Annotated in this window: 20 protein-coding genes; 9 read left to right on the forward strand and 11 right to left on the reverse strand. The window is 45.8% G+C overall.

The genetic code is table 11. The features are described from left to right. The first annotated feature begins 40 nt into the window (after positions 1-40). Together QFZ51_RS22880 and QFZ51_RS22885 are read left to right on the forward strand one after the other, a co-directional pair. On the forward strand, positions 41-604 hold the full coding sequence (locus tag QFZ51_RS22880) for a Crp/Fnr family transcriptional regulator (RefSeq protein WP_429049310.1): 564 nt from the start codon (positions 41-43) through the stop codon (positions 602-604). Between the two features lie 75 nt (positions 605-679). Continuing rightward, a complete protein-coding gene (locus tag QFZ51_RS22885) occupies positions 680-1,006 on the forward strand; it encodes a DMT family transporter (RefSeq protein ID WP_370911936.1) in 327 nt (108 codons plus the stop codon). 39 nt (positions 1,007-1,045) lie between these two features. On the opposite strand, the gene QFZ51_RS22890 is transcribed toward QFZ51_RS22885, so the two are convergent. Beyond that, positions 1,046-1,513, reverse strand: coding sequence for a hypothetical protein (locus QFZ51_RS22890; RefSeq protein ID WP_429049311.1), 468 nt, complete (start codon positions 1,511-1,513; stop codon positions 1,046-1,048). 103 nt (positions 1,514-1,616) lie between these two features. Between QFZ51_RS22890 and QFZ51_RS22895 the strand changes: the two genes are divergently transcribed. Continuing rightward, positions 1,617-2,390 (forward strand): hypothetical protein, encoded by a 774-nt coding sequence (locus QFZ51_RS22895; protein WP_429049312.1) that lies wholly within the window; start codon positions 1,617-1,619, stop codon positions 2,388-2,390. A gap of 12 nt (positions 2,391-2,402) precedes the next feature. On the opposite strand, the gene QFZ51_RS22900 is transcribed toward QFZ51_RS22895, so the two are convergent. Together QFZ51_RS22900 and QFZ51_RS22905 are read right to left on the reverse strand one after the other, a co-directional pair. Then, entirely contained in the window at positions 2,403-2,759 is a 357-nt protein-coding gene (locus QFZ51_RS22900) for a nuclear transport factor 2 family protein (RefSeq protein ID WP_429049315.1), read from the reverse strand. 15 nt (positions 2,760-2,774) lie between these two features. After that, positions 2,775-3,926, reverse strand: a complete 1,152-nt coding sequence (locus QFZ51_RS22905) for an alginate lyase family protein (RefSeq protein WP_429049317.1) — start codon at positions 3,924-3,926, stop codon at positions 2,775-2,777. Between the two features lie 296 nt (positions 3,927-4,222). On the opposite strand from QFZ51_RS22905, the gene QFZ51_RS22910 reads away from it, so the two are divergent. The 6 genes from QFZ51_RS22910 to QFZ51_RS22935 all read left to right on the forward strand — a co-directional run bounded on the left by QFZ51_RS22910 (position 4,223) and on the right by QFZ51_RS22935 (position 11,452). Next, positions 4,223-5,224, forward strand: a complete 1,002-nt coding sequence (locus QFZ51_RS22910) for a GlxA family transcriptional regulator (protein ID WP_429049320.1) — start codon at positions 4,223-4,225, stop codon at positions 5,222-5,224. 27 nt (positions 5,225-5,251) lie between these two features. Beyond that, positions 5,252-6,232 (forward strand): type I glyceraldehyde-3-phosphate dehydrogenase, encoded by a 981-nt coding sequence (gene gap / locus QFZ51_RS22915; protein WP_429049323.1) that lies wholly within the window; start codon positions 5,252-5,254, stop codon positions 6,230-6,232. A 156-nt stretch (positions 6,233-6,388) separates the two neighbouring features. After that, entirely contained in the window at positions 6,389-6,721 is a 333-nt protein-coding gene (locus QFZ51_RS22920; protein WP_370911929.1) for a PadR family transcriptional regulator, read from the forward strand. Position 6,722: 1 nt separating this feature from the next. After that, positions 6,723-9,371: an ABC transporter permease gene (locus QFZ51_RS22925; protein WP_429049325.1), complete on the forward strand. Its 2,649-nt coding sequence runs from the start codon at positions 6,723-6,725 to the stop codon at positions 9,369-9,371. 30 nt (positions 9,372-9,401) lie between these two features. Continuing rightward, positions 9,402-10,298 carry an aminoglycoside 6-adenylyltransferase gene (locus QFZ51_RS22930; protein WP_429049327.1) on the forward strand — a complete coding sequence of 299 codons (897 nt, stop codon included), beginning with the start codon at positions 9,402-9,404 and terminating at the stop codon, positions 10,296-10,298. Between the two features lie 92 nt (positions 10,299-10,390). Then, on the forward strand, positions 10,391-11,452 hold the full coding sequence (locus QFZ51_RS22935) for a hypothetical protein (RefSeq protein WP_429049329.1): 1,062 nt from the start codon (positions 10,391-10,393) through the stop codon (positions 11,450-11,452). Between the two features lie 28 nt (positions 11,453-11,480). Here the strand turns inward: QFZ51_RS22935 and QFZ51_RS22940 are convergent, their stop codons facing one another. From QFZ51_RS22940 to QFZ51_RS22975, 8 genes are all read right to left on the reverse strand, one after another. Further along, complete coding sequence (locus QFZ51_RS22940) at positions 11,481-13,976, reverse strand: ABC transporter permease (protein WP_429049332.1); 2,496 nt, start codon at positions 13,974-13,976, stop codon at positions 11,481-11,483. 118 nt (positions 13,977-14,094) lie between these two features. Next, complete coding sequence (locus tag QFZ51_RS22945) at positions 14,095-14,373, reverse strand: hypothetical protein (RefSeq protein WP_429049334.1); 279 nt, start codon at positions 14,371-14,373, stop codon at positions 14,095-14,097. Continuing rightward, positions 14,370-14,579, reverse strand: coding sequence for a DUF1016 N-terminal domain-containing protein (locus QFZ51_RS22950; protein WP_429051599.1), 210 nt, complete (start codon positions 14,577-14,579; stop codon positions 14,370-14,372). The genes QFZ51_RS22945 and QFZ51_RS22950 overlap by 4 nt, the downstream gene beginning before the upstream one ends. 183 nt (positions 14,580-14,762) lie before the next feature. Next, positions 14,763-16,241 (reverse strand): S41 family peptidase, encoded by a 1,479-nt coding sequence (locus QFZ51_RS22955; protein WP_429049336.1) that lies wholly within the window; start codon positions 16,239-16,241, stop codon positions 14,763-14,765. A 54-nt stretch (positions 16,242-16,295) separates the two neighbouring features. Next, positions 16,296-17,615 carry a MutS-related protein gene (locus tag QFZ51_RS22960; RefSeq protein WP_429049339.1) on the reverse strand — a complete coding sequence of 440 codons (1,320 nt, stop codon included), beginning with the start codon at positions 17,613-17,615 and terminating at the stop codon, positions 16,296-16,298. After that, positions 17,612-18,925: a MutS-related protein gene (locus tag QFZ51_RS22965; RefSeq protein ID WP_429049341.1), complete on the reverse strand. Its 1,314-nt coding sequence runs from the start codon at positions 18,923-18,925 to the stop codon at positions 17,612-17,614. The genes QFZ51_RS22960 and QFZ51_RS22965 overlap by 4 nt, the downstream gene beginning before the upstream one ends. Before the next feature lie 34 nt (positions 18,926-18,959). Continuing rightward, positions 18,960-21,284 carry an ABC transporter permease subunit gene (locus tag QFZ51_RS22970; protein ID WP_429049343.1) on the reverse strand — a complete coding sequence of 775 codons (2,325 nt, stop codon included), beginning with the start codon at positions 21,282-21,284 and terminating at the stop codon, positions 18,960-18,962. Next, positions 21,284-22,219: an ABC transporter ATP-binding protein gene (locus tag QFZ51_RS22975; protein ID WP_429049346.1), complete on the reverse strand. Its 936-nt coding sequence runs from the start codon at positions 22,217-22,219 to the stop codon at positions 21,284-21,286. Before QFZ51_RS22975 ends, QFZ51_RS22970 begins: the two co-directional genes overlap by 1 nt. Between the last annotated feature and the right edge of the window lie 16 nt (positions 22,220-22,235).

Raw genomic sequence — 22,235 nt, forward strand, 5'->3', positions numbered from 1 at the left:
CTTAATATATAGTATATTCACTTTTTAACGCAGGCGCCTTATGAATATAGACAATATAATTGACAGCATATATCCGTTGCCGGAAAAATCAAAAGTCTTACTAAAAGAAAATATTTACGAAATAACCTATCCTAAAGGACATGTTTTATTTAAAGTGAACAGGATAGAATCTAAAATGTATTTCATAGCGAAAGGGGTGGTACGGGCATACGCCAATCCGGGTGAGGAAGAAGTAACTTTCTGGTTTGGAAAAGAAGGCGACGCTGTTATCTCCATGAAAAACTATGTGGACAATCAAAAAGGATATGAAACCATAGAATTGCTGGAATCATGCGACCTGTATGAATTAAATACGGATCATTTGCGTAAGCTGTTTAATAAAGATATTCATATCGCTAATTGGGGGCGAAAATTTGCGGAGCAGGAATTGATAAAAATAGAAGAACGGCTTATTTTCAGGCAGTGCAGAACAGCCATGGAACGCTACAAAGAACTGATGACAACTGATCCGGAATTACTGCAGCGGGTACAACTTGGTCATATCGCCTCTTATCTCGGTATGACACAGGTCAGTTTGAGCAGGATCAGGTCTGAATTAAAATAGATTTCAAAGTTTTTATCATTTGTAAAATTTTTACTGCCGGCAACATGCGACCTTAGCTACTCTAAATCAATTATCATGAACTGGATTATTTTAATCATCGCTGGCTTGTTCGAGGTGGCATTTACCTCCAGCCTTGGAAAAGCAAAGGAATCAACAGGCACCACCATGTATTTGTGGTATGGCGCTTTCCTGTTCTCACTGGTGGCCAGTATGCTTTTGCTGATGAAGGCTACCCAAAACCTGCCCCTGGGAACGGCCTATGCGGTATGGACAGGTATCGGCGCAGTGGGCACTGCCTTGATGGGTATTTTTGTTTTTAACGAACCCGCTCATTTCTGGAGACTGTTCTTTATAGCAACATTAATAGGATCTATTGTTGGGCTGAAAGCGGCCTCACATTAGCGATATCAGCCGGTGAAAATTATTGTTGCAAAGAAGCGTCTAATAAATTGTGAGGATCGTTATTTCTTCTTTATTGAACAGGAATTGATCTCCCGCTTTTTTTTGCAGCAATAATTTCGCCAGGGGTGTATAGGGAGACAGGAAAAAGATGGTCTGCTCATCTATCAGTTGCCTGCCCAGTCCTGCTGCAATAAAAAAAGACTGCTCTGCACATTGTACCAGGGCGCCTGTTTGCGGGGTGGTATAAATACTATCCGTATTTACCTGCTGCAACCTTGCCAGTTCCTTTACATGCTCCGCCTGTTGCCGTGCATACATATCTTTCTCCAGGTGGCCCATTGCTCTTCCTGTTTCATATTTATCCCCCGCCGAACTTTTATCTTCACCATTCGCTGCCTCCTGTGCGCGGTCCCCGGCCGATTTCGCCATGGCAATACGTTCGGATATTAACTGCAGCCCTGCCTGTTTTAACCTGGCTTTAAAAGCGATCTTCTCCTGGCTTGTCATAAAGGTTCATTGAATAGCAAGTATAATACAATATTCATTTAACATTACAATCAACAGGTAAAAAACTATCTTTAATAATTCAAATAGATAAAATCAGGCGTTAATGAAAATACCAGCAAACTTCATTAAAATATTTCCGGAATATGAGGATGTTTTTTATGGTGATATAGAAAATCACAGGAAATATTTCCTGCCGTTGTGTTCTGTTAATTTGCAGTTCCTGCCCCAGGGAAAAGATCAGTGGCTGCATTTTGTATCGGTAAAAGAGATATACAACGGCCGGTTAGGCGAAAACACCACCTCTTTTCATACCGACTATACCAGGTGCGATATGCTTGGTTTTGATATTATAGATGGTAAATATAAGTTTGACGCGCCGTGGGAATATTTTAGCGTTTCCACTGAAATTTCGCCGGAAAACTATCACCTGGAATATAGCGACGAAGAGATCCAATTTAATTTTAACGATGCGATGTATCAGTTAAAGAAGTCGTATTATAAAAAATTCGGAGAATTATATGACCGGGATTTCGACCGGCCGGGAGTAACGGTAGACGACATCAGGAGATTAGAACGGCTGCTGAAACTCACTGCGGATGATTTACGGAACGATGCACCTTCAGATTACATGTCAGAAATTATCGGCAAAAAAATCAACGGGGTAATAGATGAAATTAATACCGGTCATCTTCCCCTTGAAGAATGCCAATACACGGGTGACAACCTGATGGAAAAGCCTGTGAATGCAGATGGAAGCCTTTTTAACTACATAGCCTGTATGGAAGGATACCATTTCCAGGAAAATGCCGCAGATCAGCTCTATTTATTTCATAATGATCAGGTAAAGAAGGCGGTGATTTGTTTTGAATATACCTGATAACACGGATTTTTATCTTGACCCGGTTGCTATGACGAACGCCTTTAATGCAGCCATCTTACCATCACGAAACCGCCATACGTCGCAGTAATCGTAATCGACCATAATGCCGTTTTCGTCCTTCATGCTTATTTTGCCGGTTGCTGTAACAAACTCCCCTTCGGCGATGAGGGCTTCGACCATGAACCTGGGCGGCTCCAGGTATGCCGTAGCCATGTATTGTCGAACAGCTTCCTTTCCCCGCAGGGTTTTGTCGCCTACAAATGTCCATTCCGTATCGTCTGTACAGAACGACAGGAACCCCTCATTATCGCCTTTAGTGATAGCTGCATTTGCTTTTTCCAGTATGGCTTTATTATCCGGATTCATGTATTACTGGTTTACTTATTTAACAGGATCTAAAGAACAGGTAAGCGTACCATACCCCAACTGGTCATAACCGCCACTGTTGGGCCCATAGTTACCACCACCGCCTTCCGGTCTTACTGCCTGTGCCATCCGTTGGCAGTTCGGCGCCGCAAGGCCTTTACGGTTCACATAGTGATTATATACCAGTTCCCAGATGGGCCGCATATTACCTCTTCCCCCGCTGCTGATCACCGGTTGGGTAACGCCTACGCAATTGCTGTAGGTAACGTATGGTACGGAATCGCCGAGATTATATTTTGCTACGTATTCAGCACCTTTGAGAAAGCGGTTATCATCATAGCCATACAGGTCCTGCCCCTGGTTCCATGCCATCTCACAAAAGGCGCCCATCAGACCAATACCCAATGTAGCATGGCCCTGGTCGCGGCCACTCTCCTGCCACTGCCCCAGTCCTCCCGGGTGAATAAAATATACCGCATTTCCAATAGCACCATTACCGGCCCCGGATTTAAAATAACTGATGGCGTCATTGTAGATGTCCCGGTTATCACAAAGCACACCGATAGCCAGCAGGGAGTTCATCACGCAAAGGTCCCAGTTGGCGTAGAAATGGCTCATACATCTCTCCTTTCTTGTAATAAAGTTATGATTTAACGGATAAAAAACATGCAGCATCATTTGCTGGAAACGGGTGAAATCGGCCGCTGCCCAGCCATTATACGACCGCATGATTTCCGCTGCATTGGCAAACTGGTATCCATACAAACCGGCGGCGAGGTTCACATCGTTATTGCCGCCGAGTCCTTTCAACCTGGCTGACCAGGCATTCATGATCTCTATGGATTTATCGGCATAGGATTTTTCTCCTGAAATCTTCCATCGTAAGGCAGTGGCGTAGGCTGCGGCGATATCATTATACAGCCGCGGGTAATTTTCCGGGTGAACACCGTCTCTGCCCCTGTAAATGGTATCAGCCGGATTCGGCTGCCAGGTGAGGGCTGCGTGTGAGTTGGTAAGTAACTTGTTCCAACCGGACATCCAGGGCTCTGCCTTCTCCGCCACTTTTGTTTTCATACGATCCAGGTCGGCTTGTTTATGCAATAGCCCGGGATGTACAAAAGCGGTATCATGGTCGTTAAGCGCCAGTTTCTGCGTTTTCGTTGACATATCTTTCCTGCATGCCATTAAATATAACAAGGTAAAAACTGCAGTAAACCAGCAAAGTCGAGTTGTTCTCATAGGAAATGAACTATATATGTGCGGCAAATATAATTGTAATAATGACAATTAAAAAAACATGATAACTATACGGGCTGTTTTCTTTTTACTATAGCCGACATATAGAACGGGAATTTAACGTAATGATTATCACCAAAGAACCCGGTTTGGCAGAAACTGTATAATTTTTGTCATTGCAGCCACGCCGATTCGGTTGTATTTTTGTGGTCACAAAGCAGCGCATCATGGCTACCAATACTTCCAAACTTGTTGTTATTGTTGTCCTTCCCGGCAGCAGATTGCTGACGTTGGCTGGCCCGGCAGATGTGTTTTCCTTTGCGCAGCAGATGCTGGAAGCGGAATCCGGGGGGCATTCCAAAGGATATGAAGTAGTGTTGGCAAGTGCCACTAACAAGAAGGACCTGCAACTTAACAGTTCCGCCAGGTTGGTGGCTGCCACCACGGTGCATGAAATAGACCGGGAGATAGATACCCTGATGCTGATTGGGGCGCGACTGGAAAACCAACCGGATTCAGATCAGTTTTATCACTGGCTGACCAGGCATGCACCGAAGATCAGGAGAATAGCAGGCGTATGTGTGGCCACATTTGTGCTGGCTAAAGCCGGACTGTTACATAACAGGCGTGCTACAACACACTGGGAGCGTAATGATGACCTGCAGCGCCAATACCCTGATATTATAGTAGATACTACTCCGTTTTTTATAAAAGACGGCAATATCTACACCGCTGGAGGTGTTACCTCCGGCATGGACTTGTCGCTCGCAATGGTGGAGGAAGACTATGGCCGGGACATTGCGCTGCGGGTTGCCAGGAAACTGGTTATACACCTGAAGCGGCCGGGGAATCAGAAGCAATTTGGCGGTTTGCTGCCGGGCTATGAGCTGGTGTCTCCGTTGTTGGTACAATTACGTCCCTGGTTACTGGAACACCTGCACGAAAACATCAGTGTGGAGGAAATGGCAGCTCAATGCAATATGAGTGCCCGTAATTTTGCCCGGGTATTTCTGAAAGAAACAGCCTTCACTCCTGCTAAATTCCTCGAGAAATTAAGAGTAGAAATGGCGCGCAATTACCTCGAAAACTCCGCGCTCTCCCTGGAGGAAATAGCCGTGAGATGTGGTCTGGGCGGCCTCGTTTCCATGCGCAGGGTATTCCTGCGTCACCTGGAAATATCGCCCGGCACTTATCGCAGTACTTTCCGTACTGCACTGCATACCGATTAATTTATTCATCTTATAAAATTGGATATCATGAAAATTGCTATCAATGGATTCGGCCGGATAGGAAGAATGACCATGCGGGCACTCCTTGCCCAACCAGGCGCTGAAGTAGTTGCCATCAACGATCTCGCAGATATTAATACGCTGGCACATCTTTTCCGATTTGATTCGGCACACGGTAAGTTTCCCGGAACAGTTGCAGTAAAAAATAACGACCTGGTGATCAATGGTAACCATATCCGGTTATTGAATGAACGAAACCCCGAAAACCTGCCCTGGAAGGAGCTGGAAGTAGCGGTTGTCATTGAATCTACCGGACGCTTTACCGCGAAGGAACAGGCACAGGCGCATATTACGGCCGGTGCAAAAAAAGTGCTGATCACGGCGCCTGCAAGTGGTGGTGTGAAAACCATTGTAGATGGCGTTAACAATAATATCATCAGCCCGGAAGATACCATTCTGTCCACGGCATCCTGCACCACCAACTGTATCGCCCCGGTTTTACATGTACTGCATAACGCCTATGGTGTTGAATCCGGCTTTATGACTACCATACACGCATTTACGATGGATCAGATGTTACAGGATGGTCCGCATAAAGACCTGCGCAGGGCCAGGGCAGCCACACAATCGATCATCCCCACCACTACGGGTGCTGCCAAGGCAATAGGAGACGTACTACCGGATCTTAAAGGTAAGCTGGACGGCTTTTCCTACAGGGTACCGGTTATAGACGGCTCTATTGCAGAACTGACGCTTAACCTGTCAAAGTCTGCCTCCGCAGCAGAAATAAATGAGTTGCTTAAGCATCATGCTGACACTGATCTGGCGGGAATAATGGAATATTCCACAGACCCCATCGTTTCTGTTGATATCCTTGGTAACACCCATTCCTCTATTGTGGACAGCCTGCTGACAAAAAATATAGGCAATACCGTTAAAGTGGTGGCATGGTACGACAATGAGATGGGTATCTCTAATCGTATAGCTGAACTGGTTAGTACGTTATAAGATTATAGATAGAATAGAAAAGCCGCGCGAATCTTAGGATTTGTGCGGCTTTTCCTGCTTTTATCTCCCCTGTTTTAATCCTGATCAAATTAATTACTCCCGTTTTGTATGTATAATAAAATCCTTTTACATACATTTACGTAATTAATATCGGAAATGAAAGGTACAAACCTCGGAGAATTTGAAGAACTGGTGCTACTCACCATTGCAGCGTTGACAAACGAAGCATATAGCGTAGCGGTATGCGACGAACTCTCAAACCATACCGGCCGTTCTGTGAAACTTGGCGTAGTGCACTCGGTGCTCAACCGTCTTGAAGAAAAGGGACTTGTGAAAAGTGAGCTGGGGGAAGCAACGAAAGCCCGTGGCGGTAAACGCAAAAGATTCTATCAACTCACGATGCACGGACAGGCAGCATTGATCAACGCTAAATCGATGCGGGATCAGCTGTGGGCCAGGATACCGGCGCTTGCCTGGAAAAAAATGTAGCATGAAAGAACAACGGCAACACCATCCCCCCGCCTGGGCGCAGCGATTTGTAGAATGGTATTGTAAACCCGGACTTGTGGAAGACCTTACGGGCGACCTCCACGAGTGCTTCGACCGGAATGTACAATCCGTCGGGTCACGCCGTGCAAAGCTGATCTACATCATTGACGCCTTCAAATTCTTCAGAAGTTATACGGTACGAAGATCAATATTTGTCAACCTTTTTACGAACCGCATTATGATTGGAAGCTACGTTAAAACATCAGGGCGCAACATCATGCGCAACAAGTTGTTCTCCTTCATCAATATCCTGGGACTTGCCATCAGTATGTCCGTTGGGTTACTACTGATCGCGTTTCTGCTCGACCTGCGTTCGTACGACAGGTTCCATAAAAATGGCGACAGGATCTATCGCATCACCAACGTATTAACCTCCAACAGTGAAGAAAACGGCAAGTTTGCGTCTACCTCCATAAAGACGGGAAAGCTCATCCGCGAGAAGGTAAGCGGTATTGAAGAAGTGACTACGATGCGCAACAACTTTTCGGGTGATGCGAAGGTAGGAGACAATATTATTCCCATCCAGGGCTACTGGGCAGAGCCTTCGCTGTTCAGGGTTTTTACTTTTCCGATGCTGGAAGGCAACCCCGAAACGGCACTGAAAGATCCGTATTCGGTTGTGCTCACTGAAACGGCAGCAAGAAAACTGTTCGGTAACCAGGCGGCGCTCGGAAAGGCCATCAGGATTGATACCGCCGTTTACCAGGTGACAGGTATTATGAAGGACGTTCCCTTCTTTTCGCATCTCAGTTTTGAAGCGCTGGTATCATTGTCCACGGCTGAACAAACCAATAAAGGTGATAAAAATTTTGACGCATGGACAAACATGTGGTCCCATTCGGTGTACGTCCTCCCCTCAAAAAATGCCGACATGGATGCCATCCGGTCGCAGCTCAACGCACTTGCAGGAACGGAAAATCTCGCTGAGGAAAATACAAAGATTCAACTCGAACTGCTTCCTTTATATCACATCGTGGTTGGAGAGAGCCTCCGTCAATCCGAGGGTGGGCCTGGCTTTGTAGGCCCTCACATGCCCCCCGTGGTGCTTTGGATCCTTGGCGGGCTCGCATCTGTTGTGATACTGTCTGCCTGCTTCAACTACACCAATCTTTCCATAGCACGCGCAATGCGCCGCATTAAGGAAATAGGTCTCCGCAAAGCTATCGGCGCCGGAAAGAGCCAGGTGAGGCTGCAGTTCCTGGCCGAGGCGGTCATGATTTCCCTGGCCTCCCTTCTGCTTTCCTTCCTCCTGTTTCTTATATTGCGGCCGATGCTGATCAACATGGCCCCCGAGATGCAGCGTACCGTAAAGCTCGATCTCACACCATCCATGATTGCAGCCTTCATCGTTTTTGCGGTGGCCGTAGGTGTTATCGCCGGATTCATTCCTGCTATATTCTTTTCGAAAGTAAGTCCGATCAATGCGTTCGGAAATGCTTCCTCCGTGAAAATGTTCAAACACCTGACCTTCAGGCGCGCATTAGTGGTGATTCAATACACCGTTACACTGATCTTTATTACCACTACCGCCGTCGGCTATGTGCAGTATAAAAACATACTGGCATTCGACCTGGGATTCAGCACCGCCAATATTCTGAACATCAACATGCTGGATAATAAACCCGACGCCATGCTCCAGGAACTCAGTGAGCTGCCGGAAGTAACGGCGCTGTCCCGGTCGCTGATTACAACAGGCGTTGGGAATGCATGGGGCAGTAATATGAAATACAAAGACTCGCGGGATTCTGTGCTGGTCATGACCAACCACGTTGATGAAAACTATTTGCCGCTGCATAACTATAAACTCGTTGCCGGCGGAAATTTCATTGCCCGGCCGGCCACCGCCCAGGCCACTGGTGAGGTAATCGTTAATGAGCAGGTGGTAAAGCGATTCAACATAGGCGCCAATAATCCCCGGAAAGCCATCGGGGAACAAATCATATTGAATGGACGCAAAATGACCATTGTTGGTGTAATGCAGGACTTTCACTACGGCAAAGTGGACAACCTCATCGGACCGGTAGCCTTCACCTTCTGGACACCTGAAGACAGGGCCATCATCAGCGCCAAGATACAAAGCACCGACATGCCGGCTACCTTAGCCAGGATCGAATCCATATGGAAGAAGATCGATCGTGTTCACCCGTTTACGGCTGAATTTTATACCGAAGAAATAGAAGATGCATACAGCGAATTTTCCACTATGATCAAGATTATTGGTTTCCTTTCGGTTTTGGCCATTTCCATCGCATCAATGGGGTTGTTCGGAATGGTGGTATTCACTACCGAAACAAGACTAAAAGAGATCGGCATCCGCAAAGTGATGGGCGCCAGCATAGGCAACCTTATATACCTGCTGAGCCGTGGCTTTCTATTGCTGCTCTCCGTGTCGGCGATCATCGCCCTGCCGGTAACTTACATTTTCTTCAGCGCCGTTGTGCTCCCGAATTTCCCCTATCATACACCCGTTCATATCACCGAGCTTTTCGCAGGCTTACTGGCGGTGTTACTCATCGCGTTGATTATGATCGGATCACAAACATTAAAGGCCGCGAGGAGCAACCCGGTAGCGGTTTTAAAGAGCGAGTAACAGGAGAAATATCATTAAACTAAGCATAATATGGTTAGCAGGAGTGAAACCGAAATGATGGAATTAATAATGGGAGTGGCAGAAAGAACACCTCAGATACTGGCTGTATTGCAGGATGGATCGCGATCTAATCCTAATGTAACAAAGGATATCTTCCAGGATTACGATATTATTTATGTGGTAGAAAGTCTCGACCCATTCGTACAGGATCATAGTTGGGTGGATGTATTTGGAGAAAGAATGATAATGCAGATGCCGGAAGACATGGAACTGTACCCACCTTCACCGGAACTGGCAGGCGCATTCTCCTACCTGCTACAGTTTAAAGACGGGAACCGTATTGATCTGGTAATAGTACCCCTGGAAATACTGGATCATTTCACCAGTGATAGTCTTTGCAAAGTTATATGGGATAAAAAAGGCGTGTTAAATGATCATCCCCTCCCTCCTGCAAGTGACTTGAGTTATATCGTACAAAAGCCATCAGCACGTTCGTTCATCGATTGCTGTAATGAATTCTGGTATACCAATGCCGGCCTGACAAAAGGATTGTGGCGCGAAGAAGTGATACTGGTCAAGGAATTACTCAACCAGGTTATTCGCCAGGCATTGATACAGATGATGGATTGGTATATCGGCTGCCGTCATGGATTTACAGTCAACCCCGGCAAGTTTGGAAAATTCTACCAGCGTTACTTAGAGCCGGAAGTTTACGATAAAATGCTGGCCACTTATTCAGATGCCGACCTGCAACATATATGGCAGGCAGTGTATACTACCATGGATCTCTTCAGAAGCTCCGCCAGGTTTGTTGCAACGCAGCTGGGTTACGAGTATCCGGAAAATTGGGATAGAAATGTGACGGCTTATATGTTGCATGTACAGCAGTTGCCGAAGGATGCGGAAATGATTTATGCGCAGGAATAATGCCTCTTTCCTTTTGCATAATCTAAATAAAAAAATACAGGGTTGCTGGAAAAGCTGTTGTGTATTACCTTTGCGACTTACAAGCAAAATACATGAGTCAATTTCCGCATATAAACCTGTCATTAAAGAACAAACTGACATTCACGGCTAACCCGGTAAACGTAGTGCCATTGCCGGATGGAGAGATCCTGATGAACTTTGCGAGTCAGCCACTGATTACAAAGCTCAATGCCAATCTTGAAATTGTCTGGGAAAAAATCATCCAGGGGCGGAATGCGAACTATGTCAGCAGCAAGCTGTCCGCCTCCCCTGATGGCCGCCTGATTGCTATTGCGGGTATAACCGATATGCGCATTCTCGATGCAGAAGGGACCATGGTATTACATTCGGTGGAACATAACTCCTGGGGCTGGTTCCTGGGTGCGGCCTGTTATTTCGGCAGGGATAATAAAACGATCTGGTATGTATTGCCAGGTGATGAAAATGAAACTGACGAACTGCAGGTAATGAATACGGCCACTTTTGAAGTAATTGCTTCTTACCCACTGCTGGAAAGCCAACAATACGCCTACGCTTTTCACTCTACGCCCAACAATGGTATTATCCTGCTCGAAGCCTCTGCTGGTCAGGAGAAATCCATCCTGATGCAGTTACAACTGAACAACGGTGTCATTTCCCTCGCTGAGCTTACCCAATGCAGTGACATGATCATGGGCAACTTTGCCTCATCCGGGAAAGAGTTTGTTATGGCTCCGCATTATGATGGGCCGTTAGCCATCTACTCCTTCCCTGAAATTGCCAAAGTAGCCGAGCAGGATCAGGAGGCTATTTTCGATGGCAGCAAAGATTTTCCTGCTGCTGAACCGGATAATATCAACTACAGTGTATTTTTTGTAGATGATCACAACATCCTGGTGGTTTCGCAGTTTGGACGATTGCTGTTGCTGGACAGAAAAGATTTACGATGTAAAGCAGAGGTAATGCCAGAGGGTATTGAATTTACAGCGTACAACCTGGATGGCAATCCTACTACCAACCCGGATTATATCTTTGACTACAGCAGCAATATTATCAATGTAATGATTGTGCATGATATGCTGTTGATGACAACCGGTGAGGGTGAGTTACGCAGTTATGGGCTGCCTGTCTCATAAAAAATAAGAGTCTCCCGGAAAAAGATAATCATTCCGACCTCAGGCTCTTTACCGGATTTGCAATAGCCGCTTTAATAGCCTGGAAACTGACGGTAAATACAGTGATGAGGATAGCCGCCATCGCCGCCAGTACGAATGCCACGGGGCTGATTGTGATCCGATATTCGTATTTAGTCAGCCAGTTTTGCAAATAATGATAAGCAACCGGGGATGCGATCAGGCAGCTGATCAACACCAGCAGGAGAAAATCTTTTGAAAGCAGTAACCATACCTGGGGAATAGAAGCACCGAGTACCTTGCGTATTCCAATTTCTTTGGTTCGTTTTTCTGCTACGTAGGAGGCCAGGCCAAAAAGGCCGACACAAGAGATCATGATAGCCAGCGAAGCAAAGATGCCTGCGAGCTTTCCAATCAGCGATTCAAAATCGAATTTTGCCGCATAGCTTTCATTTACAAAACGATATTGAAATGGAATAGTTGGATTATAACGATTGAAAACCGGAGCAAGTTTTGCGAGCGCTGCTTGTGTATTGACGTGAGGTGATAAACGGTAGGTCACTACATTTGACCAGCCTGGCTCGTAAACAAAAATGGTTGGAACCGAGCCTGAAAATGGCGACAACATTAACGCATCTTTAACTACGCCGATGACTGTAGCCCGTTGTTCCACTGTGTGCCAGGTGATAATCTGGTTGATTGGATCCTTATAGCGCATACGCTTAACAGCCGCTTCATTGAGAACAACGCTCAGGGAATCCGCACCTTGATTTCCGGTGAAATTTCGTCCGTTTACCATTTTCATACCCAGCGTTTTAAAATAATCCGCATCGGATACACCGATAACTGCCAGGCTCAGCGTCTCACCAGGCAATCTGCCTGACCAATCTGTTACGCTGTTACTGGCCCAAAGCTCAGTAACGGGACTGGACGATTTGGTGACGCTGCTAATAACGCCTGTACCCATTATTTCGTTTTTAAAGGCCTCATAATTGCGCGTTAGGTCCCCGGTAGCATCAGTCATCAATAAACGGCTGGCATCATACCCTACAGGCCTGTTCCTCGCATGCTGGATCTGCTGATAAATAATGATCGTGCTAATGATCAGTATAATAGAACAGGTAAACTGCACCACTACCAAGACTTTTCCGGGAAGGTTGCCGCCTTTACCTGCCTGCATGGATCCTTTTAAAACTTTTACCGGGTTAAAGGAAGACAGGTAAAAAGCTGGCCGGCTTCCGGAAAGCAGGCCCGTAAACAGGACGTAGCCTGCCATGGCCAGCCAAAACAAGCCATTAGCAAAAGGAATGCTGATGGTGGTATGGGTAAGATTGTTAAAAGCCGGGAGTACCAGGACGACTAAAAGCAGTGAAAGCAAAAATGCCACCAGGGTTAAGGTCATGGATTCGGTTAAAAATTGTAAAATCAAGTCTTTACGGCGGGAGCCTATGGCTTTACGGATGCCCACTTCGCGCGCCCTTTTTTCTGAACGTGCTATGGAGAGATTCGTGAAATTGATACAGGCGATAACCAGGATGAGGATTCCGATGAGCGCGAACATCTTCACGTAATCTATCAGGCCACTAGTTGCTACTCCATTCCTATACTCCGAAAATAAATGCCAGTCCTTTAAAGGTTCCAGGAACAGCGCCGCTTTTGTCTGTCCAAAATACTTAGGACTGTGCTTAACCAGTACGCCCTTTATTTTAGGTGCCAGATCTGCATAAGAAATATTAGGCTGCAAGGCAACAAAGGTCTGGAAAGAATTATTGTTCCAGTCATCAAGTGAATTTTTAACCCCTTCATCAGTAGCTGAATAGTAGGCAAAAGGCACAATAAAGCTAAATTGAAATGTAGAATTAGCTGGCAGGTCCTTGAGTATACCGGAAACACGTAAATCATGCGAATTATCAATGCGCACCATTTTTCCCACCGGGTCTTCCTGGCCAAATAAGGCAACTGCCGTAGTTTGTGACAGCACAATGGAATATGGATCACTCAGCGCTGTACCTGCATTACCCTGTATAAACGAATATTGAAAAATTTTCAGGAAGTCGCTTCCGGCCATTGCGCCATTAACGTTTATTCTTTTATCACCAACGCTCAGCGGATGCGGCCCCATCCAGTCCGTTTGTGCAACATACTTAATCTCTGGAAAATCTTCTTTCAGTGCCTGTGCCAATGGCAGGTTGGTGGAATTGGAAGTATTGATCTCACCGTTATTATTTGTATTATATCTTACCTTGTAGACCTGTTGGTAGCCAGGTAGAAAGCGATCATACGAAACCTGCACATAAACCCATAAGCCGATGAGCAAGGCCGCGGCCATTCCAGAAGCCAATCCCAGAATATTCAACGCACTGTATACTTTATTGCGTCTGATACCGCGCCATGCAGTCCTGAAATGAGTCTTTAGCATTTGAGCCGGGTCGCCAAAAAAATGCCAGGAATTAAGCAATATGATAATCAATAAATTATAGTAGTGCTTTCCGTTCACCTGTTCGATAATGAACAATAAATCGTTCACTTGTAGAACAGTTACTATTCACCAGCAGCAAACGGCCTTTCTAAAACGCTTCCGCTAAAAAACTTTTTCTAAAATTATCCGACATAAAGATTTGTCCGTCAATTCACGGACAGACTGATTATATGTTTGGTACTATGGTTAATCGCTCTGATACGCTGGTCGGACATTTTTCTTTTGACAGGGAAATATCTATATTGGGATGAATTTCTCTCAGCTCTGCTGAGAGTTTTGAATTACCGATTACTGTCCGTTCAAAAATGCTGCTATTAATCCGTCGATCCAATTCCCTTGCACTGTATTTCTCCCTTATACATAGCTTGAGATAAAATTCACGCTCATCTTGTGATAGAGGAATAAGATCCGGAGAAGATTCGTAAGCTTCATAAAACTGTTTCATACGCCATAAATTTTTGTCAGAGAACCCCTTAAGTTCTGGTTCATTATGTGTATGTATTCCGCCAACTCATTAACCACAGATTGCCCCCACTCCGCACATTTCACTTTTCTGCTAATATATTCGCCAATATTCCAATACAGGCTGATTAACTCAATATTAACTGATCTCGTCGCCGCAATACGGTTTTTTTTGATCAGTTGAATTATCTCAAAAAATTACTTGCTTAACATAAGCGCAATATCCTTCTTTGCGCCAATAGGACTTTATATGCTGAGGTTAACAATAAAAGATTAACATAACAGTGTGTCCAACTGATACCAGGTAAAAAAATACCTGCTTATAAGGCAGGTATTTTTTCTATGATCCCTATGCCACAAACCCCAAACCCATTACTTACCGCCCCGGATCATATCCAATGTATATTGAATCTCCGGATCTTTACCAGCATGGATATATTGCTGAAACGCTTCAAAAGTCAGCTCTTTGTCGGGCTGACTGCCCCGCCCATTATCCTCCTTAGCCCTCATAAAATACACTTCGCTCATCGGAACGGTTAACTTACTTTTCGTTTTAGGCAGTATATAGGTATTAAACCATGCGGCCGTGGTAGACGCTTCACCGCTACCGGTTTCGGTGCCTACCAGCACACCACGTTTGTTATTCTTCACCAGCGCCGCAAAGTAGGTGGCCGCACTTACCGTGCCGCCGCTGATCAGCACATATACGTTCCCTTTAAAGCTATTCTTATCTGGCGGATAGTTGGAAATGGAGCCTTCCGTCAGGCGTGCATTGCCATAGTAAAACCCCGCCGCGCTGTCGTAATCGAACCGTTGTTTCAGGAAGTTCTCCGTCTCCTTTACTTCCGTTTCTGCCATCTTGGTGCCGTAACCATTCAACAGGTTTTCGGGATCATTCATCTGTATGTTCTTTGTGCGGTAATTGAATACATTATCGAACGGACGTAACGCCACAAAGGAATACAACAGGGCAGACATGTTCGGGTTACCGCCACCGTTCGACCGGATATCTATGATAACGTTACTGATATTCCGCTTCTTTACTTCTGCGAAAAAGTCGTTCAGCTCCTTATACATCGCATTTTCCTGTAGCATAAATGTAAGAACCGTCAGGATGGCGGTAGATTCCTTCTCCTGGTATTCCTTTGTTACATAGGCGCGCTTCAGGAAAGTATTAAAGGGCAGCTCTCCCAGGCTCCGGTTATGATAACCGGTTTTGGCGTCTACTGCTTTCAGCTGTATGGTAGTGGAATTTTTAGCGCCGTACTCTTTGTATACCACCTCATAGCTGGTGGCTTCCGGAAAAATGAGGCTGATAAACAAACTAAGACTTGTTCCGGTGCGATCGGCGCCTGTTCTGATAAAGCCATCGCTATAAGTGGCGTAGCCAATTTCGCTCAACAGCTTTGCGGCAGGCATTTTATTAATACTCAGTATCTCTGCACCAAAAGGAATGGTTTCTCCTTTCGCATTAACAATGATCCTGTCTTTAAAAGTGGTAGTCGCCAGGGGAAAGTGATTCATGCCATATAATACATTCACCACACGTTCCTCATCATAATCCAGTTTCAGATGCACATCATTGAATAACTGTACGGGAGAATACCGCAAACCGCTTAATATCGACGGATCTTTATCCAGCCTGTTCATCAGGGAATCCATTTTACGGTTAAACGTAATAGTGTCCGTGAACTTATAAGGATTCGGATGTTGCTTCTTCAACAGCTCAACGGCATATTTAAAATCATCTTTCAAATCCTGCCTGGTAAACCCGGTAAAAGGTTGTACCTGGGCCATAACAGATGTGGAGAGCAGGGACATAAGTATCCCTGAGGCAAAAATTTGCTTCATGCTATTTGTAATTTTTTAAATAGTTGATATGTTCAGGTGAGCGTTTCTCCCAGGCTACATTTTATTGATAAGCGCAATAATTCCTTCGTTTTCGATGATCATCATGCCTTGCCGGTCTTCGGTGATACCTTCGTGTAAAGTGTAAGTGTACCTGGGCACATTGCCTTCCAGTACAGTAGGCATGAACCGGAACTGCACATTGGGAAGATCTTCCAGTGCTTCCCCTACTTCGATGATATGAGTGGATACGATAAACAGGCAATTGTTGTATTCGGAGAACCCTCTCGTAACGGCCAGGGTACCATCAAAGGCGTCTTTCACGTTGGTGCCCTTAAACAATTCATCGAACATCAGCAGCAGGTGTTCGCCGGTGGCTGCGGCCAGCGCAGCATCCTTCACCCTTACTACTTCTGCGTAGAAATGGCTGTACCCCATCGCTATGTTGTCGGCCACGTTGATGCTGGAGAAGATGCCTTCCCGTACCGAAAACACCATTTCGGAAGCGGCCACCGGGAAACCTATATGCGCCATGTACATACCGATGCCGATAGATTTCATCCAGGTAGATTTACCCGCCATATTGGCTCCGGTGAGGAACAGGACATTGCTCCCCTCCATCATTTGTATGTCATTGCCCACCGCTTTTGAAATACAGGGATGCCTCAGCCCCCGGGCATGGAAGAGGTTTTCGGTTTTCTCCACTGCCGTTGCATAACAAAAATGCCGCTCCCGCGATACATTGCTGACTGCGATGTATACATCTGTTTCCGCAATGAACTGCAGCACGTCTTTCATAGCTTCGTTGTGCCGGTTGCGCAGCAGGAAATCGTACTCGGATACCGTCCCCGTCGACATTGATTTGTAGATGTCGCTGTCCAGGATTCTGCGAATATCCTTTTGGTGCATGGTGGCCAGTAAACCTTCCACACGGTCCTGCAAAGGACTGTTTTCGAGCTTCAGCAACTCCAGCAGTCCGAAACACTTCTTCAGTGTTACGATCGTCGCCTGCAACTGCAGCAGCGTATTTTTGAAACGACCGTCTTTCGTGAGGCCCGCCAGTACTTTTTGCAGTTGTATATCCACCGCTACCGCCCATTGCGATTTTCCTGCCGTAGTATCGATATATTCCCGCATCAGGGCAACCTGGTCGGCCTCAAAAGGAAATGCAACACCCTTCTCTTCAAAAAACTCAAAAATCGCTACCCGCCGGTTGATCGCGTTGGCATCATTCAGCGGATGGGAAAACATCTCATCCATCAGCTTCTCTCCGATCCGTGTTCTCACTTTATTGAATAAAAAGTATACGGACCCCTGACGGAATTTTCCCATGAGGTTCAGCTCCCCTATCGATTGGCGATCTATTTTAAAACTCATAATTGCTTATTTAATTTTTTTCCGCCTTTGTTTCCGTGCTTAAGAATGTCCAGTATACCTTCGTTATTAATGATAATCATTCCATGCTTATCATTGGTAACGCCTTCCTCGAGGGTATACGTGTATTCAGGTACAGTCCCTTTCATCACGGTGGGCAGAAAATAAAATGCGGCACTTTCTTTTTTCCGCAACTCGTCTGCCGCTTCTATAATATGGGAGGAGATGATAAACTTACTGTCTTTCCGGTTGGTAAACGCATTACACACAGCCAGGGTTCCTTCCAGGGCATCCTTCACATTCGTACCGCGGAATAATTCGTCGAACAATACAAACAGTGATTTTCCTTCACTGAGCTCCTGTCCTATTTTCTTCACGCGCAACACTTCTGCATAGAAGTGGCTGGCGCCGATACCCAGGTTATCAGGCAGGTTGATTGTGGTATATACGCCGTCCATCACCGAAAACTCCATAGAGGCCGCGGCCACCGGGAAGCCCATATGCGCAATGTAAACGGCGGTACTGAACGAACGCAGGAAAGTGGACTTCCCCGCCATGTTGGCGCCCGTAAGAAAGATCAGGTTGCAGGAAGGCGTCATATGCAGACTGTTGGCCACCGCATTTTTTAAAAGCGGATGGTATACACCATCCACTTTTAAAATGCTGGTGCCTTTCGGGTGCACCACGGGGAATACCATGTTATGCTTCAGCGTAACCTGCGCCACTGAAACATACACGTCGATATGATAAATAAAATGCAGCAGTTGCAGCACCTTCCTTTTCTCCTTGCTACGGATCAACACATCAAAAGCCGTAACGGCAGCGAACGAAATTCTGGCATTCGGTTTCTCGTTAAACACCGGTATAAAAACCGGGTCATTCAATATACCGATAGCCGCCAGCCGTTCTTCCTCCAGCTCCTTCACCCCTGCCATTTCGGGCGACTCCAGGTATTTTCTGAGTGCATGGAAAAGATCGATGATGGAAATAATCCCATTCTGTACTTCCTTCTCGCTGAGCGACACTTTTGTTCCGCCATCCGGGTTATCGTCAAAAGAGATGTATTTCTCGGCCTGGTCCAGCATAGCGCCATCAAAAGGAAAGCTGGCCTTCATTTTCACGAAAGCAGTAATGATGTTGATCCGCTTGATGATCGCTTCCCTGTTGTTCAGTGGCTTCCTGAACATCGCTTCCATAATGGTTTGTCCGCCACGGGTAAACGAATGATTATAAATATCGTAAATACCTTGCGTGTCTGCTTTCGAAAACAACCGCAGATCATCCATCGTCTGCATATCTGTCTGCAAATACATAATTATACTTTTTATGAAACAGTTAAAGTACCCGCTATTTGCGTTTTCTTCTTATCAGTATGATGATACCTGCCACCAGGATCAGGGAAGGTATAACATATTGAAGTATCGTCTTCAATGTTTGCGCCGGGGCCTTTTTAATCGTCAGCCATATATCCGTAGGCACTTTGAAATTATGGTAAACCGGGTATTTGTTATCAACCGTATAGCTGTAGAACGCATTGCCATAATCCCTTCCATCCCCTCTCGCTGCAGACATCATGTCCGCATCGCTGGAAATAATGATCTTCTGCAATTTGTTGCCAATTTTGCGGGTAAGCTGCAGGCCCACAGGATAAGGCGCTTCCTTCCTGTAATCCCCTTCCGCGGTACTGAATACCGGCGCTGCGGAGTCCACTACCAACAAGCCTCTTTCTACCCAGGTATTTTCATTGTTATGTAAAGTGGTAATCTGTTCTACCTTAAATCCGGTGGTATCAGAATAGCTTAATACACTGGCGCCAACGATAGCGGTATAGCAAGCTTTGACGATACCGTTTCTCAGGTAGAAAAACGGCTGCTCATCTGCCATATCCGAACCTTTCTTAGCAATCAATCCTAAAAACTTGTGCGGCATATCCTGCGGGTTCACCTGTACAATGGTGCCTTCATCCGCATTTACCCCCACATGATTCAGAATAGGGTTCATGATAAACTGCTTGCCTGGTTCGGAATAGAACATAGCATTTCCTCCATTGTCGATATACCGTTTAACACTATCGATAATGGCATTATCCAATAATGATTTCGGATCGGAAACCACCAGTACATCGTTGGGCTTAAACCTGCCGGAGCCCACCGCCGGGATGGTGTCGAAATTCAATCCCATATTAATCATCGCGCCCCTGGAAGCTTTATTGACTGCATGGTTCCCATATTCCCGTTCTCCGAACTTCAGCGGCGAACGCTCATAGTGCCCGGTAAGAAATTTAAACGTAGGCGTTGTATCATTCACTAAACGCAGCAAGCTGCCGGAAACATGTTTCTCATACGGAAAAACCTCCGGGTCGGGGTACGTTCTCAGGATCGTCTTTTTCCCTTTATACTCCACCTCCATCAATAAGCCTTTCGCTTCCGATTCCAGGTCGATGATCTGCCTGATTTCTGCCGGCTTTTTATATATCGAGAGATCGGTTTTATACATTTCCGCATACTTCTCCGCGATTTCATCCAGCGTTTTACCCGGGTATGCCTGGAATATTGAACTGTCTCCCTCGTTTACATCGTAATAATACACATATTTAAACTCCATATTGTTATAAAAGCGTCGGTACCTGGCCCAAAAGTTCCATAGATATGCATTGCGTGCAGTAGGCAAACCACTGCCGAGGTTATACCCTAACAGGTTAGTATACAGCGTTACCTTCAGTGGCGATCCATCCAGCTGTTTCAATACGCCCTGGGTATTTTCATGCAGTGTATTTATCTTGCCTCTCGTCACATCCCAATAGCCGATCAACCTGGGCAGGGAGCTAACAACGAGTACAACAACCGTTATCGCGAACGCCAACAGGTATCTGCCTGCCGATACACGCCACGACTTCGACTCAGTAACGGATTTCGTTTTGATGATGGTGAATATGATAAAAAGGGAAATAATACTGAAGAAGTAGACAAGGTCCTTTGTGGTAATCAGGCCAGACAGAAAGCTCTCCACTCTTCCCGAGCTGGAAAGGAAATAGGTGACATCCCGTACGTAATCCGTTCCCTGGAACAACATACCCAGCATAGTAAACATGATCAGCACCACAAATGTTCCGATCCCGGCAACAATCGGATACGAGGTTAAACTGGAGATATACATACCTACCGCCACATACATTGCCGCCAGTAAAAAGAACCCGAGCACCATGGACATAATATGCGGGAACTCTGCATTCTTAATAGAAAAGGTCAATATGAGCACCTCCGCCAGGAAAATCAGTATCATCAGGCATACAAAACTGTATACACCCAAAAACTTACCCAAGACGATCTGGCGTGTTTTCAAAGGCGACGAATGAAGCAACTTAATGGTTCCGGCAGAATATTCGCGGTTAATCACACCCATAGTCAACAGCGGAATGAACAAAAAGAAGATCATCATCACCGTATCGAGCCCTTTGCCGATCACCACCCGGGTTAACGGCAAATTGAGAAAACCATTGAAAGCACTCCCCTGCAACTCAAGGAAGGTGTCCTGCTGTAACGCAGTTTCCGCCAGGTTTCCCATAATGATGCCCCCACTGGACATCAGGAATAAAATCAATATAAACCATGCGATCGGCGAAAAGAAAAAATATCGTAATTCTGCCCGCGCTATATTAAAAACTACTCTCATTAGTGTAATGTTGAAGAAGAATTTGATGATAATTGTTTGAATACATTGTCCATACCGGAAGATTCGATATGAATAGAAGTGAGCCTCCAGTTTTTCTCTGCACTCTTCCTCACAATTCTTTCAGCCAGGTCGTCGTTGGGCTGGAAATAGATCCGGCATTTGTTATCCGGCAGCAACTCTACTTTCTGTACATCTTCCATCGCCATCAATTCTTCCGGCGGAGGCATATGGAGCATTCTCACCATCATGGTATTGGGCTGGAGAATGTTATTGAAAGCATCGAGGGTATCCGAAAACACCACCTGCCCTGATTCGATCATGATGATCTCTTTGGCGAGCAGGTTAATTTCAGACAATACATGCGACGACAACAATACCGCACGGTCCTGCGCAATTTCCTTGATCAGCTTCCTGGCTTCAATGATCTGATTGGGATCGAGACCGTTGGTAGGTTCATCGAGGATTACCACTTTCGGTTTATTGATGATGGATTGCGCGATGCCTACCCGCTGGCGGTATCCGCCCGACAAATTCTTTATAAGACGTGACCTCATCTGTGTAATGGACGTTTTCTCCAGTACTTCATCTACGGCTCCTTTGATAAGACGTCTATCCATTAACCTCAGCTGCGCGGAATACTCCAGGTACTCCTGCACCGTAAAGTCCAGGTACAGGGGCGCCTGCTGCGGTAAGAAGCCGATCTGCTTTTTATATTCAATAGGATCATCTTTGATGTTCAATCCATTGATGGAAACATTCCCTTCCGTTTGCAGCAAGGTGCCGCAAATGATATTCATGGTGGTAGACTTGCCTGCTCCGTTCGAACCCAGCAATCCGACAACACCGGTATCATTGATCTCAAAATTTATTTCGCGTATGGCCCAGGAACTGGCATACTTATGCGATAGGTTCTCCACCTTTAATATAGGCTGCATATAATGTTACTTATGA

This window comes from Chitinophaga sp. W3I9 (assembly GCF_050434025.1).
GTDB lineage: Bacteria > Bacteroidota > Bacteroidia > Chitinophagales > Chitinophagaceae > Chitinophaga.